Source organism: Flavobacterium sp. (genome assembly GCF_031423415.1).
GTDB lineage: Bacteria > Bacteroidota > Bacteroidia > Flavobacteriales > Flavobacteriaceae > Flavobacterium.
In genome coordinates this window covers 1-15,269 of sequence record NZ_JANPFL010000180.1, presented here as the reverse complement: position 1 = coordinate 15,269, position 15,269 = coordinate 1, and the positions used below count along the sequence as shown (strand labels likewise).

The 15,269-nt window shown below is 33.5% G+C and carries 9 protein-coding genes and 1 pseudogene; 9 read left to right on the top strand and 1 reads right to left on the bottom strand.

What is annotated here, in order from left to right; translation table 11 throughout:
* Nucleotides 1-37 precede the first annotated feature (37 nt).
* The 5 genes from RMO83_RS15115 (at nt 38) to RMO83_RS15095 (ending at nt 8,362) form a co-directional block, all read left to right on the top strand.
* The gene (locus tag RMO83_RS15115; RefSeq protein WP_310560532.1) at nt 38-1,513 is read left to right on the top strand and encodes a hypothetical protein; all 1,476 of its coding nucleotides are present in this window, start codon (nt 38-40) and stop codon (nt 1,511-1,513) included.
* Nucleotides 1,514-1,592: 79 nt separating this feature from the next.
* Entirely contained in the window at nt 1,593-2,561 is a 969-nt protein-coding gene (locus tag RMO83_RS15110; RefSeq protein WP_310560531.1) for a glycoside hydrolase family 16 protein, read from the top strand.
* Between the two features lie 129 nt (nt 2,562-2,690).
* Complete coding sequence (locus RMO83_RS15105; protein ID WP_310560530.1) at nt 2,691-3,818, top strand: glycosyl hydrolase; 1,128 nt, start codon at nt 2,691-2,693, stop codon at nt 3,816-3,818.
* A gap of 47 nt (nt 3,819-3,865) precedes the next feature.
* The gene (locus RMO83_RS15100) at nt 3,866-5,458 is read left to right on the top strand and encodes a glycoside hydrolase family 43 protein (RefSeq protein ID WP_310560529.1); all 1,593 of its coding nucleotides are present in this window, start codon (nt 3,866-3,868) and stop codon (nt 5,456-5,458) included.
* A gap of 21 nt (nt 5,459-5,479) precedes the next feature.
* On the top strand, nt 5,480-8,362 hold the full coding sequence (locus RMO83_RS15095) for a family 43 glycosylhydrolase (RefSeq protein WP_310560528.1): 2,883 nt from the start codon (nt 5,480-5,482) through the stop codon (nt 8,360-8,362).
* Nucleotides 8,363-8,443: 81 nt separating this feature from the next.
* Here the strand turns inward: RMO83_RS15095 and RMO83_RS15090 are convergent, their stop codons facing one another.
* Nucleotides 8,444-9,469: a LacI family DNA-binding transcriptional regulator gene (locus RMO83_RS15090; protein ID WP_310560527.1), complete on the bottom strand. Its 1,026-nt coding sequence runs from the start codon at nt 9,467-9,469 to the stop codon at nt 8,444-8,446.
* Between the two features lie 837 nt (nt 9,470-10,306).
* Here RMO83_RS15090 and RMO83_RS15085 point away from each other — a divergent pair.
* The 4 genes and pseudogenes from RMO83_RS15085 to RMO83_RS15070 all read left to right on the top strand — a co-directional run.
* Entirely contained in the window at nt 10,307-11,851 is a 1,545-nt protein-coding gene (locus tag RMO83_RS15085; protein WP_310560526.1) for a sugar porter family MFS transporter, read from the top strand.
* 139 nt (nt 11,852-11,990) lie between these two features.
* Complete coding sequence (locus RMO83_RS15080; RefSeq protein WP_310560525.1) at nt 11,991-13,475, top strand: FGGY family carbohydrate kinase; 1,485 nt, start codon at nt 11,991-11,993, stop codon at nt 13,473-13,475.
* Nucleotides 13,476-13,482: 7 nt separating this feature from the next.
* Nucleotides 13,483-14,808, top strand: a complete 1,326-nt coding sequence (xylA, locus tag RMO83_RS15075; protein WP_310560524.1) for a xylose isomerase — start codon at nt 13,483-13,485, stop codon at nt 14,806-14,808.
* Nucleotides 14,809-14,982: 174 nt separating this feature from the next.
* A pseudogene (locus RMO83_RS15070) lies at nt 14,983-15,141 on the top strand (transaldolase family protein); the annotation flags it as partial.
* Nucleotides 15,142-15,269: the final 128 nt, after the last annotated feature.

Sequence of the window (15,269 nt, the reverse complement as noted above, 5' to 3'; positions counted from 1 at the left end):
AATCGTGAAAACATCTTAAAACTTAAAAAACAATAAAATGAAACAATTATTAAACAAAAAGTATATTATCTTTTCACTTTTTATAGGTGTGTTGCTATCTAGCATAGCTTCTTGTGAAGCAGAAAAATTTGGTTATGACATATTAGCCACCCATTCAGATGGCATACTGAACCTTGATGAAACTGGCATAGACTGTGGAGGTAGCAGTGGTGTTAACTGCCCAACTTGTTCTGATGGTATAAAAAATGGCGATGAAATTGGTATAGACTGCGGAGGAGCTAATTGTCCTAAGTGCCCAGATGCAACACCAAGAGCAGATGCCTTAAAAAGTTCTGCTTTACCATATTATTATACATTTGAATCTGGACAAGTACAATCTGGCAAAGGATTGGTTCCAATGTTCAAAAATCCCGATGGGAGTGCTTATGGTCAAGGTGTAGATGCTTTTTACGGTGAGAAAGACCCTTTAGGAAGTGGTAACGCTGTTACTAAAATTGTAAGACCAAGCGATGGTCGATTTGGAGGCTATGAAGATTTCAAATTCCAAACATTTACTTCTCCTATTGATTTTTCAGTGTATCACAAATGGACTATGGATGTATTTATTCCTACTGGTCAAGATTTTTCTGGAGCATTACTACCTCAGGTTGTCTTAATACTACACGATTATAAAAACGGTAATTTTTATGAAAGATGGACAGAGATTCCTGTAACCATTGATAAAGCTGATTTCGGAAAATGGGTAACGCTTAAATTTGATGGTACAATTGCAGCAGCTGCTGGTTCTGGTGTTTTGTTGCCTGCACAAACCTCCTACACAAATATTAGCTTGCGTTTTGGTGGCGGTGGTCATACAAAATCTGGAATATTTTATGTAAAAGATTTAGTGCCTACAACTCAAAATTTTAATACTTCAACAACACCACGAGCAGATGCTTTGTCAAAATTGGGCTTGCCCTATTATTTTACATTCGAGGCGGTTGATGCTGGTTCAAACTTGAAACCGTTTTCTAAGAATGCTGACGGAAGCACCTATAATCAAGGTGTTGATATTACTTATGGGGCTGCAAATCCTTCGGGTCCCGCAACCGATTTGGTGGCTAAGGTTATAAGACCTAGCGACGGTCGTTTTGGAGGATATGAAGATTATAAATTCCAAACATTTACTGCTCCTATTGATTTTTCAGTTTATCATAAATGGAAAATGAATGTGTTTATTCCTGCTGGTCAAGAATTTACAGGAGGTTTAGTCCCACAAGTTGTCCTAATACTACATGATTATATAAATGGTAATTTCTATGAAAGATGGACAGAGATTCCTATAACTATTGATGCAGCTGATTTCGGAAAATGGGTAACTCTCACTTTTGATGGTACAACTGCGGCAGCTTCGGGTTCCGGAGTATTATTGCCAGCTCAAAAAACCTATACCAATGTTAGTTTGAGATTTGGCGGCGGTGGTCATACCAAATCGGGAATATTCTATGTAAAAGACTTCGTTCCGTTCAAATAAATTTTTATTTTGTTTTGGTTAGTTGTAAGGTGCTTTTATTCGTAAAAGCACCTTTTTAATCAACAAATTCTTAAGTACTATGAAAGTTTCCAGTATTATATGTTTTACTTTTTTAATCTTCCTTTTTGCTTGTACACAAGATAAAGGCGATGTGCCATTCAAACCAGTAGCAACCTGCACAGATGGCATTTTAAATGGTAATGAAACCGCTATTGATTGTGGTGGTACTTGCGGAGATTGTAAAGAAATTACTATTCCCACACAAGGTTATAATGCTGCAACAAATTATGCAGGCTATAATCTTGCGTGGTCTGATGAATTTGAAGGAGCTAATTTAAGCACATCTAAATGGGGATTTCATATCGGCACAGGATGCCCTAGTTTATGTGGTTGGGGAAATAATGAAGAACAGTATTTTTCAGATAACAACTCGAATATTTATCAAAAAGAAGGAAATTTAATTATCACAGCAAAAAATGACAATATTGGCGGTAAAAATTATTCATCAAGTAGAATTCATACAGATAATAAGTTTGAATTTAAATACGGTCGAGTAGATATAAGAGCTAGCATGCCAACTGCACCGGGTACTTGGACTGCTTTATTTATGCTGAATAAAAATTATACTATAAACAATCCAGGAGCCTATTGGCCTAGTGGTGGCGAAATTGACATCATGGAATATCTTGGCGAAAATCGTAATGATGTAATGGGAACTGGTCATTATGGGAAAGATTGGCCAACTAATCATAGATACAATTCAGTACACTTTAGTGCTCTGAATAATCAATCTTTCAACAAAGTATATTATGTATATTCAATTGTTTGGGAGGAGAACAAAATTACTTGGCTCATCAATGATATTGTATACCATACCATGACACCCACAACAACTTCAGCCAATGGTCAGCCTTATCCCTTCAATGATGAATTTTATTTTGTTATTGCTTTATCTGTTGGTGGGAATTTGCCAAAAGTGAAACCTTTAGCTAAAGATTTCCCAGACTCTCTAATTATTGATTACGTGAGAGTATACCAAAAGAAATAAAGTTAATCAAATTTTTGCAAATTAAACTATAATTTTATGGGTTCATTATTAACAAGTAGTTTTATTGGATATAAATTATAAAAGTAAGTGATTCCATATCATCTTTAAAAATTAAATAAACAGCTAGAAATGAAAAGATATATTGCTTATTTATATATGTTAATTGTATTATTCGCCTGTGATGTGAAAAAGAATACAATTGCTTCCACTTCCGTCAATGCGGTACAGCCAAAAAAACTTCAAAAGTTTGAACCTAGTGATGGAAAGGTTTTGTTATTTGTTGGTCAAGAATTAGAAGCGGTTGGAGGTGTCAAAGAATTTAATGATGGTTATTTAGATCATTTTCAAAGACCCGCAGGTTGGACAACTTACACTAGTATCAATCCTGGAGATACTTCCTTTGGTTTCATTAACAAAGGATTAGACGGCATTTGGACTACAGCCGATTGGGGCGACAATGATTACAATGCCAGCTTACAAATAGCTAGTACTAATTTTTCAAATATGGCTTTGGCTATTGGTCTATCATTTGTAAATCATGAAGAAAAAATATCCGACGGAACTCACGATTCCTATATAAATAAATTAGCTGATTTTTTATTATCATTAGGAAAAAGACCTGTTTTTTTGAGAATAGCTTATGAATATGATGGTGAGCCATGGAATCATTATGATCAAAAAAGTACTATTGCTGCTTACAAAAGAATTGTCGATATATTAAGAGCACGTGGTGTCACTAATACAGCTTATGTTTGGCAAGATACTGGTTTTATGTTTTCAGAGAGACAACTAGAGGAATGGTATCCTGGGGATGATTATGTAGATTGGTTAGGAGTGTCTTTTTTTAATTATCATCACAAAATTGAAACGTTTGCATTTGCTAGAAAAAAAGGAAAACCAGTTTTTATTGCAGAGGCAACACCTACAATTACAGACCCAAAAGCCAACCCAAATAGTGGTACTACTTTAGAAACAAAATTAAGTAATCCAATCCAAGCAGAGCAAGCGTGGAATGAATGGTTTATTCCTTTTTTTGATGCGATTGAAAAAAATAAAGATGTTGTAAAAGCGATAAGTTATATCAATTGCCATTGGGATTCACACCCTATGTGGATTGACAATCCAACCTTTAAAGGAATTGACGCCCGACTATATTTAAGTGATGAAGTAAGTAAAAGATGGATAGAAAAAACTTCAAATCCTAAATTCATCAAATCATCACCTAGATTATATAATGATTTGTATAAGAATAAATGATTTTAAAAACCACACCTAGAAAAATAACCTTATTACAACACAATTCAATGAATTACATTGAAAATCCAATACTTACAGGGTTTAATCCAGACCCATCTATTTGTAGAATAGGTGACGATTATTACATAGCAACATCAACTTTTGAATGGTTTCCTGGGGTACAAATTCATCACTCCATAGATTTAAAAAATTGGGAAGTAATAGCTCATCCTTTAAATCGTGTATCTCAATTAAACTTGAAAGGGGTTCCTGATTCTTGCGGGGTATGGGCGCCTTGCTTATCCTTTGCTAATGGAACATTTTATTTAGTTTACACCAATGTTAAATCCTTTGATGGGATTTGGAAAGACACTCCCAACTTTGTAGTTACTACAAAAGATATATATGGAGCTTGGAGTGAACCAATATACCTTTGTTCGAGTGGTTTTGACGGCTCATTTTTTCACGATCAAGGAAAACTTTGGTTTGTAAATATGATTGTAGATCATAGAAATGGGAAGTTTTTTGGAGGTATCGAACTAAATGAAGTCAATGCTAATACGTTAGCACTGGTTGACGAAAGATTTTTTTTAACAAAAGGAACGAAATTAGGTTTGACTGAGGGGCCTCATTTGTATAAACGCAATGCGTATTATTATTTATTATTGGCAGAAGGAGGGACAGAATACGGTCATTCAGCCTCAGTTTTACGGTCAAAAAATATTCAAGGACCTTATGAAGAACACCCAAATAATCCAATCCTAACAAGCAAAAACAATCCGAATCATTCTTTGCAAAAGTCTGGACACGCATCAATGATAGAAACTAGTAATGGCGATTGGTATATTGTTTTTTTGGTAGGAAGACCATTAACAAATCTAGGCAGGTGCACATTAGGACGAGAAACAGCAATAGAAGAAATAATATGGAGAGATGATTGGCCTTATCTGAATAGCGGAAGTAGTTTGCCACGAGTAAAAATTCCAAAACCTAATCTTCCAGAATTCAAACTACAAAAACGTTCCCCGCGAGATGATTTTGATTCAGAAAAAATTTCAATAGACTTTCATTCTTTGCGAATTCCAATGACTGACAATTGGATGTCATTAAAAAAAAGAAAAGGTTATTTAAGATTAATAGGAAAAGAATCTTTAACCTCAACTCATGAACAATCTTTACTTGCTAGACGTCTTACCCATTTCAAAGCAGAAGTTTCGACCGTGATTGAATTTGAGCCTGATTGTTTTCAACAAATGGCGGGTTTAGTTTTGTATTATAATACAGGGCATTACCATTATTTGCATGTTACAAAAAGTGGTGAGGACAAAATGCTTTGTATCATTTCTTCCAATAATTTTTTGAAAATGGAAGATAATGAAAAAGTAAATATTTCTAAGTATAAATCGGTGCAACTCAAAGCAAGTATAGATTATGAAAAATTACAATTTAGCTTTCGATTTAATGATGATGATTCCTTTACTAATATAGGCTCTGTTTTGGACATGAGTATTCTATCGGACGACTATGTAAGAGAAGGGAGTTCAAGGTATCGACCAGCATTCACCGGTTGTTTTGTTGGGGTATGTTGTCAAGATTTAAGAAGTAATAAAAAGTATGCAGATTTTGATTGGTTTGAATATAGCGGTTTTGAAGACAGATAATAACTAATTAATTTTTTAATAATGAATGAAATTATAATGAAATTTAGAACAAAAACTATTTTAATTTTTATTTTATTTTATGCATTTTACAGTTATTCTCAGAATACAGGCAATAGTTTTGATTGGAATAATTATAAAACATGGGAAAACAAAACAAGATATACAAAAACATATATAGTTAATCAAAAGCATCCCAACGCATCAGATTCGAATATAGGCAATGTTAATTTCCCTCTAAAAACTATTAACAAGGCCGCACAATTAGTAAAAGAAGGTGAGCGAGTTTTAATTTATTCAGGAGTTTACAGAGAAACTATTTTACCAAAAAACAGCGGAACTTCAAATGATAAAATGATTTCTTACGAAGCGGCTCCTGGAGAAAAAGTTATTATAAAAGGCTCCAAAATATTAAATCAAAAATGGGAACAACGAAAAGTGCTTACTGATGAACTTCCTGACGCTACACTTACTTATACTTGGTCTAGACGTACTTGGGTAACTACGATTCCTGATACTTTTTTTGATGTAAATTATTTTCCATTTCAATTACCTAATATCCTTCCTGAAGAACATTCACTAATGCCTTGGGCTAAATTGGTAAAAAATATTCCGCCATATATTTCATCTAGAGGTTTAATTTTTCAAAACGGACAGCGATTAAAGCAAATGGAGCATTATGCTGATGTTGTGAGAGTTCCAGGTTCATTTTGGACAGATGTTGATAAAAAAACGGTTCATATCCATTCTTTTGATAGTGGCGACCCTAACAAATCATTAATTGAAATAGCAACTAAAAGATACTTGTTTAAGCCTCAAAAAGTTGGGTTAAATTACATACAAGTTAGTGGCTTAACCTTTGAGCATTGTGCCAATGGTTTTTTAAGAACAAGTACGGCAGCTATAACCACATTAGGAGGTCATCATTGGATTATAGAAAACAATACCATTAGGCAAATTAATTCATCGGGCTTAGAGTTTGGGTATTTAGCTTATGAACCAGAAGATCCAAGTCCTGAAAATATCCATAGAAAAGAGGAAGACAATCAAGGGTTTATGATTGTTAGAAACAATACAATTCACGATTGTGGAACGGCAGGCATAAGAAGTTTTGTAGTAACTAATGGACTTATAACAGGCAATCATATCTATAATATTGGCTGGCAAGATGCAGAAAATTATTGGGAGTGTTCTGGAATTAAAATATTGGTTGCTCATAAAACGTTAGTCAATAGCAATCATATACACAACATTCAAGGAGGAAATGGCATTTGGTTAGATTGGGATATTAGGTATTCAAGAGTTACACAAAACAGCATTTATGATGTGCAGAATATTCAAGGCGGTATTTTTATTGAGGCTTCGCATTATCCAAATTTAGTAGATAATAATTTTATTTGGAATATAGACGGCAATGGTATTTATGCCAATGATACCGATTACTTAATGGTCTATCACAATTTAGTCGCTAATATTACTGGGAATGTAGTGCATGCTATCGTCCAAACCGATCGCAGCCAAAATGGTAGAAAACTTACTGCCGAAGAAAATCTGGTTTATAACAATATTTTTATAGATGGATTACCTGTGCGTTTTAGTTCAAATTCTAACAAGGCAGATTATAATTTATATGTTTCTACAAAAGAACCAAACAACTTTAAAGATGCAATAAATAGGAATGGTTTAGATGCAAATAGCACTTTTAAATATGCCCAAGCCTATTTTACTAGTTCTACATGTATGTTTAAATGGATTTCAGATTTTGATATAAAACCTGTGCCGTTACTTAAAGAGGTGTCGTATGATTTTTTTAATGATTTAAAAGAAAGTCAAAACACAATTCCTGGTCCCTTTAACAAGCTATCAAAAGAAACAACAATAGTACTTACTGAAAAACCAGTCATAGAAGATACCCAATTAGTTTCTATTAAATTAGAAAAGCCAATCCAAGAACAAACGGCATTAGTTTCTAATAGATACTCCGCCGATCCTTCTGCTCATGTATTCAACAATAAAATATATATTTATTGCTCTCACGACAAAAGTGAAGAGTCACTATATACAGACCCGGTTGACAAATTTGACATGATTGATTACAAGGTAATTTCCATAAATGATTCTCTAACTAAAGTAACAGACCTCGAGGTTGCCTTAAAACTAGAAGATATTCCTTGGGCCAAAAGGCAATTGTGGGCTCCAGATGCAGCTCAAGCCAACAATCAGTTTTACTTCTATTTTCCGGCCAAAGCAGCTCACGGAGAATTTGAAATTGGGGTTGCTATTGGAACCCGACCTGAAGGTCCGTTTGTCCCTCTTCCCTCATCAATTCCAAACAGCTTTAGCATAGATCCTGCCGTATTTAGAGATAAAGACGGCACACACTACATGTACTTTGGTGGAATTGGAGGCGGCTTTTTACAGAATAAAATAAAAAATACCAGTCAATTACTTCCCGAAAATCTGAAACCTGCTATTGCACCAAAAATAGCAAAAATGAAATCTAATATGATTGAATTTGACGAAAAACCTAGGGATATATTGGTTTTGAATGAAGATGGCACTCCAATACTTGCGGTCGATAAGGACAAACGATTTTTTGAAGCTGCATGGATGCATCTCTATAAAGGCAAATATTACCTTTCCTATTCCACAGGGGATACTCATTATATTGTTTACGCCATTGGAGACAATCCCTATGGACCTTTCGTTTATCAAGGAATTATCCTTCAGCCAGTAATTGGATGGACTACTCACCATTCCATAGTAGAATTTGATAGCGAGTGGTATTTGTTTTATCACGACAGTCACTTATCTGGCGGAATAACTCATCAAAGGAATGTTAAGATGTGTAAACTCCACTATGATGATCTAGGTAAGATACAGCCCATTTATCCTTATGGCAAATAAAAATGTAATTCATTTTTTTCTGCTTTTAAATTTTAGAATTATCGAAAAAGCAAAGCAAGTACTATTTAAAAACAAGGGATGCTATTCAATACTTTTAGTAGAGTTTCTATGTACAAGACTTGCTTTTATAACTTTTGTTTCAAAATGAAGATTATTGACTGTCTGTTCTTCAATTCTATTGATTAGCTTTTCTACAGCTATCTTACCAATATAGGCTTCATGTTGATTAATGCAGGTAACTGATGGTTTTACATATTTGTATAAATTTCCATTAGTAAAACCAATAAACGCAATGTCATCTGGTATTTTATAACCTCTAGATTCTGCAATTATCATAGATTCTATGGTTGAATATTCTTCAAGTCCGATAATAGCATCTATATTTTGGTAATCAAGTAGTGTTTTAATTTCAGTTTCAAAATCATAGTCTTTTTTTATGAGTGAAATCAATTTTTCATTTGGTGTTATATTATAATCGAATAGCGCTTTTTTATATCCATTAATTCTGAGGTTTACAATACCTAGATTGTCAAGCACTGATACTATTGCAATATTTTTACAACCTGTTTTTATTAAATGTTCCGTAGCGTTATAGGCACAATTAAAATCATCAACTATAATTTTGTCACATTGGACAAGGTCGGCTACTCTATCAAACATAACAATTGGACCAGCTTCCTTAATAAAATCCTGTAAATGTTTAAAATATTCTTTAGATTGAGTTTCTTCAGATATGGAGATTAAAATCCCATCAATGAATCCATCTTTAAACATATTAACTGTATCTATTTCTTTTTGCAAATTTCCTTTTGAGATAACAGTAATTATATTATACCCTTTTTCATTTGCCACAGCTTCTATTCCACTAAAAACTTTTACAAAAAAATGATTTAAAATCGTTGGGAGAATAATTCCAATAGTTTTAGTTCTTTTGTTTTTCAAATTAAGCGCAAAAGGATTAGGCCTATAATTATGTTCTTTTGCAAAATTTTGAATTTTCGTTCGCATCGCATCGCTAATTTCATAACTGTCTTTTAATGCCATAGATATTGTAGCAATTGAGACATTGAAATGTTGAGCAATAAATTTTAAAGTTATTCTTTGCATACTATAAAAGTGAAATATATTCTTAGCTCTAAAGATACAAGTTTAATTTTTTGAAATTACAATTTAGTTGTTACAAATAATTAAAAAGTAGAGTCTCAATTCTTTTAGAAAAAATACTGAAATTGTAACATAAAAGAAAGTTTTGGGATTTAATATTTAAATTTATAATGCAATAGTTGTAATATAACCTATTTTTTTTAAAGATTATTTATTTATGACACACTAATTTAATGTATTTAGTAAATTTCAGCTATAAAATAATTATAATTTTACTTTAAGCATTAAGTAAAAATAATTGATTACTATATGTTAATAAAATAATAATAAAATATTGATAATCAATACATTGATTTGAATTTGCAATAAGAGACATCCTATCTAAATTCCTACGTTGAAATCTATTTAAAGGTAATCTTATAACTATTTTTAAAATAATAAATCACTTTAAATACTTTTGAAAATATAATTAATTGTTTAGCAATTTTATAGTAATTCCGTAAAGATTGGTTTCAAAACAGAAATGCTGGCAGGTTCTATTAGTCACACTATGCAATATTATTGATTGTGCTAGTTGGAAGTGACATTATGAAGGAACCATTATCATAAATCAAAGGATTACTAAAGCATCCTTGTGACAGATATTGGTTTAGCAAAATTTTTTTTGCGGATTATAAAAAAGTAAATTAATTTGGAAACATCAAAATTACAAAATTGAATTTCCCATACAATAAGAAATAAGATGTTTAAAAATTTTTTAATTTAAAATTTTACATATTTAACTTATATATTTAGATTAAAAAATAATTGATGTTAATATATTAAAATGAACAAAATTATATGAAAAAATCAGTATTTATCGCTTTTGTAGTTTCTTTGGGTGGATTCCTTTTTGGATTTGATGCTGGAATAATTTCTGGCGTAATGTCTTACGCCACTCCAGAGTTTAATTTGAATGATTTTCAAACCGGTTGGGTTGTTAGTTCACCCTCTTTTGCAGCAATGTTCGCGATGTTAATTTCTGGAAAATTAAGTGACCGTATCGGAAGAAAAAAAGTGATGATTTATGCTGCTTTTTTATACACGTCATCGGCAATTTTATCGGCTTATGCGGTGTCTTATGAAATGCTATATGTTGCTCGAATGACCTGTGGTCTAGCATTTGGTGCTGCATTAGTTGTCGCACCAACTTATATTGCGGAGATTTCATTGTCAGAAAGTAGAGGAAAATTAGTTTCAATACAACAACTTAATATTGTACTTGGTTTTTTTGCTGCTTTTTTGAGTAATTATTATTTCAATAAAGCCTACACTACTGGAGTAAGTTCTTTTCTAACCGATGCCAATGTATGGCGATGGATGTTAGGAGTTGCAGTTTTTCCGGCTATTGTTTATTATATTTTGATATTTTTTATTCCAGAAAGTCCTCGATGGTTATTTACTAAAAATCGAAATGACGAAGCTATTAAAATATTAATTGATCTGTATGGGGCTTCTGTAGGTTCGGATGAAACTAAATCTATTCGAGACAGTATTGAATCTGGAAAATCAGGAGAAAAAGAGAATCTTAATCTAAAAGAATTATTCAAACCCAGTTTGAAATTTGTTTTAGGTATTGGATTATTAATAGGTGTTTTACAACAAATAACTGGAATTAATGCCATCTATTTTTACGCCACTTCAATTTTTAAACAAACAGGAATTGGCGATGACGCTTCCTTTTCTTCGGGTGTATTATTAAGTTTTATAACGGTTGTATTTACCATAGTCGCTATTTTCTTAATTGATAAAATTGGCAGAAGACCTTTACTTTTGATAGGTGTTGCAGGAATTGCCATTAGTTTATTACTATGTGCATATGGTTTTAAAAATGCCACTTACCAATTGACGGCTCAAAAAATCACTGAATTGAATATCAAAGACACTTCTAAACTTACTTTAGTAACGAATAGAATTTATGAGAATGATGTGGAGTTTAAAAAAGATATGAAATCACTTTTAGGATTAAAAATATACGCCAAAAATGAAGGGGCAATATTAGAATCAGCAACAACTATGAATGCTAGTTTAGTACTTATTGGTATTATGGGATTTATTGCCTGTTTTGCTTTTTCGCTAGGTCCAGTAATGTGGGTAATGCTATCAGAATTATATCCTAATAAGTATCGTGGATTGGCTATAGGGGTAATTGGTTTTGTAAACGGTTTGGTAAGTTGGATTGTACAGCAAGTTTTTCCTTGGGAGTTATCTAATTTAGGAAACGCGATGAGTTTCTTTATTTTTGGTGCAATTGCGGCTTTAGGATTCTTTGCGTTACTAAAATATTTACCGGAAACCAAAGGAAAATCATTGGAACAAATAGAGCATGATTTGGCTAGTAGTTAAAGGCTTTTGATTTACAAAAGATCTAAAGTTACATTTTATATCTATTGTTTTGAAAGACTTTTTTTGAGCTGTATTTATTACTTATTATTTCTAAATGTTAATTTATCTCTCTAAATATTTGAATTAAATAACAAATAATATGTTTTACATAGGATTTGACATCGGCAGTTCGTCTGTAAAGGCAGCCATCGTAGAAATAGCCACTGGAAAAAGCATTGGCGTAGTCCAAGAGCCAGAAACCGAAATGGAAATGCTTGCCCTAAAAAACGGTTGGGCAGAACAAAAACCAGAGGAATGGTGGCAACATTGTTGCAACGCTGTGACCAAATTGAAAAAGAAATATAACATTTCTAGAACACAAATAAAAGGAATAGGCATTTCGTATCAAATGCACGGATTAGTGTTGGTCGATAAGCAAGGTTTGCCATTACGAAAATCAATAATTTGGTGCGATAGCCGAGCAGTAGAAATCGGAAACGAGGCTTTCGCAACTATTGGCACAGAAAAATGCAATGAACACTTACTGAACTCTCCTGGAAATTTTACCGCATCAAAATTGAAATGGGTCAAAGAAAATGAACCAGAAATTTACAGTCAAATTCATAAATTGATGTTGCCGGGTGATTACATTGCCTATAAATTATCAAATGTGATCAATACCACTATTTCAGGATTGTCAGAAGGGATTATGTGGGATTTCAAGAATGATAGTTTTGCAAATTTCTTGTTCGAACATTACGGAATTTCGACTGATCTTGTTCCAGACATTGTAGAGACTTTTTGTGTTCAATCTAAAGTAGACAAAAAAGGAGCTTCAGAAAGCGGTTTGGAAGAAGGAACTCCTATTTTATACAGAGCAGGCGATCAACCCAACAATGCAATTTCGTTGAATGTTTTTAATCCCGGAGAAGTGGCTGCAACAGGCGGAACATCGGGCGTTGTGTATGCAATGACCAATAGTTTGTCCGTAAAAGAAAGTTCGAGAGTCAATAATTTTGCGCACGTTAATTACAAAAAAGGCAATGAACCAAGAATTGGTAAGTTATTGTGCATTAATGGCGCCGGAATTCAATACCGTTGGTTGCTTAATAATCTTTCTGTTGACTCTTATGAAGAAATGAATACTCTCGCTTCTGATATTCCAGTTGGTTCTGATGGGGTTTGTATGATTCCTTTTGGAAACGGAGCCGAACGAATGCTCAACAACAAAGACATTGGCACCCGATTGGTCAACATCAATTTGAACAACCACTGCAAAGCTCACATTTGTCGCGCAGCATTAGAAGGAATTGCTTTTTCCTTTGTCTACGGAATGGAAATTATGAAATCCGACGGTATCGAAGTAAATGTTATGCGAGCAGGAAACGATAATTTATTCCGTTCAGAGATTTTTTCGAATACCGTAGCAACACTTATTGGTCACGAAATAGAGATCTACAATACCACCGGAGCCATTGGCGCAGCAAGAGCATCAGGACTTCACGAAGGCGACTTTGAAACCTTCGGAAAATACATTACCGACAATGATCACGTGATGACTTATATGCCTTTTAAAGACAAACAACCTTATTTAGAAGCGTATCAACTTTGGAAAAACGAATTAGAATTAATAATCAATAAATAATTAAAAAATGGCAACTTTAGGCAATAAAGAATACTTTAAAGGTATTGGCGAAATTAAATTTGAAGGAGCAACATCAGACAATCCACTAGCATTCAAATATTACAATCCAGACCAAGTTGTGGCTGGAAAAACGATGCGGGAGCATTTTAAATTTGCCATTGCTTACTGGCATACCTTCTGCGGACAAGGATCAGACCCATTTGGACCAGGAACACAAAGTTTTGATTGGGATCAATCCTCAGATGCCGTTCAAGCAGCGAAAGATAAAGCCGATGCCGCTTTTGAATTCATTACCAAAATGGGATTCGATTATTACTGTTTCCACGACTTCGATTTAATTAGAGAAGGAGCAAGCTTTGGAGAATCAGAAAAAAGAATCTTGACGATCACCGATTATTTGAAAGAAAAACAAGCAGCTTCTGGCGTGAAATTGCTTTGGGGAACTGCTAATGCTTTCTCGAACCCTCGTTTTATGAATGGTGCTGCTACTAATCCTGATTTTAACGTTCTGGCAAGAGCAGGTGGACAAGTAAAATTAGCTTTGGATGCAACCATTGCTTTAGGCGGAGAAAATTATGTGTTTTGGGGCGGACGTGAAGGTTATATGTCTTTATTAAATACCGATATGGGAAGAGAATTAGATCATATGGGACAGTTTTTAAGAATGGCTCGTGATTATGCTCGTGCGCAAGGATTTAAGGGAAATTTCTTTATTGAGCCAAAACCGATGGAACCAATGAAACATCAATATGATTTTGATTGTGCAACGGCAATTGGATTCTTACGCGCTCAAGGATTGGAAAAAGATTTCAAAATGAATATCGAAGTCAACCACGCAACCTTGGCACAACACACTTTTCAACACGAAATCGATGTGGCGGCTCAAGCTGGAATGTTAGGAAGTTTAGATGCCAATAGAGGTGATTACCAAAACGGATGGGATACAGATCAATTTCCAAATAACATTCAAGAAACAACCGAAGCGATGTTGGTATTCCTAAAAGCTGGAGGTCTTCAAGGGGGAGGCGTTAATTTTGATGCCAAAATCAGAAGAAATTCTACCGATATGGAAGATGTTTTCCACGCGCACATTGGCGGAGCGGATACTTTTGCAAGAGCTTTGTTGACTGCTGATAAAATTATCACTTCATCGGCTTATAACAAATTAAGAACAGACAGATATAGCTCATTCGATGCTGGAAAAGGAAAAGAATTCGAAGAAGGAAAATTAGATTTCACAGCTTTGTACGAAATCGCCAAAGAAAATGGCGAATTGACTTTGCAAAGTGGCAAACAAGAATTGTTCGAAAATATCATCAACCAATATATTTAATAGAGTTTGAAATAACTTAAAAATAGGTATCGTAAGCATTTAGCGTAGCTGTTTATAGCTTCCCTATACCAATTTTTATTAGTCAAATTTTACACTGAAACCGTAATTGGTTTTTATGCTAATTTTAAATAATGATAACTAGCTTTTTTAGACAAAAGCAACTAAAATTAAAATATGAAATTTTTTATAGATACGGCTAATTTAGCTGAAATTGCAGAAGCACAGGCATTGGGGGTTTTAGATGGGGTAACAACAAATCCGTCCCTGATGGCAAAAGAAGGAATAACGGGAGCAGACAATATTTTGAAACATTATTTAGCAATCATTAATGTCCGATAAAAAATAAAAACGGCTATTTCTATTTTTTATCTTATTGTTATTCAGTTGTTTATTTTTTATACTCTGTCATTTTTAAAAACAAGGTGTCAAAAAAAAGATAATTGTTCTATTTCAGCTTTATC

Excerpts from the sequence above, each read along its gene's own strand:
- RMO83_RS15115 (WP_310560532.1), top strand. The coding sequence starts at position 38 with ATGAAACAATTATTAAACAAAAAGTATATTATCTTTTCACTTTTTATA.
- RMO83_RS15110 (WP_310560531.1), top strand. The coding sequence starts at position 1,593 with ATGAAAGTTTCCAGTATTATATGTTTTACTTTTTTAATCTTCCTTTTT.
- RMO83_RS15105 (WP_310560530.1), top strand. The coding sequence starts at position 2,691 with ATGAAAAGATATATTGCTTATTTATATATGTTAATTGTATTATTCGCC.
- RMO83_RS15100 (WP_310560529.1), top strand. The coding sequence starts at position 3,866 with ATGAATTACATTGAAAATCCAATACTTACAGGGTTTAATCCAGACCCA.
- RMO83_RS15095 (WP_310560528.1), top strand. The coding sequence starts at position 5,480 with ATGAATGAAATTATAATGAAATTTAGAACAAAAACTATTTTAATTTTT.
- RMO83_RS15090 (WP_310560527.1), bottom strand. The coding sequence starts at position 9,469 with ATGCAAAGAATAACTTTAAAATTTATTGCTCAACATTTCAATGTCTCA.
- RMO83_RS15085 (WP_310560526.1), top strand. The coding sequence starts at position 10,307 with ATGAAAAAATCAGTATTTATCGCTTTTGTAGTTTCTTTGGGTGGATTC.
- RMO83_RS15080 (WP_310560525.1), top strand. The coding sequence starts at position 11,991 with ATGTTTTACATAGGATTTGACATCGGCAGTTCGTCTGTAAAGGCAGCC.
- xylA (WP_310560524.1), top strand. The coding sequence starts at position 13,483 with ATGGCAACTTTAGGCAATAAAGAATACTTTAAAGGTATTGGCGAAATT.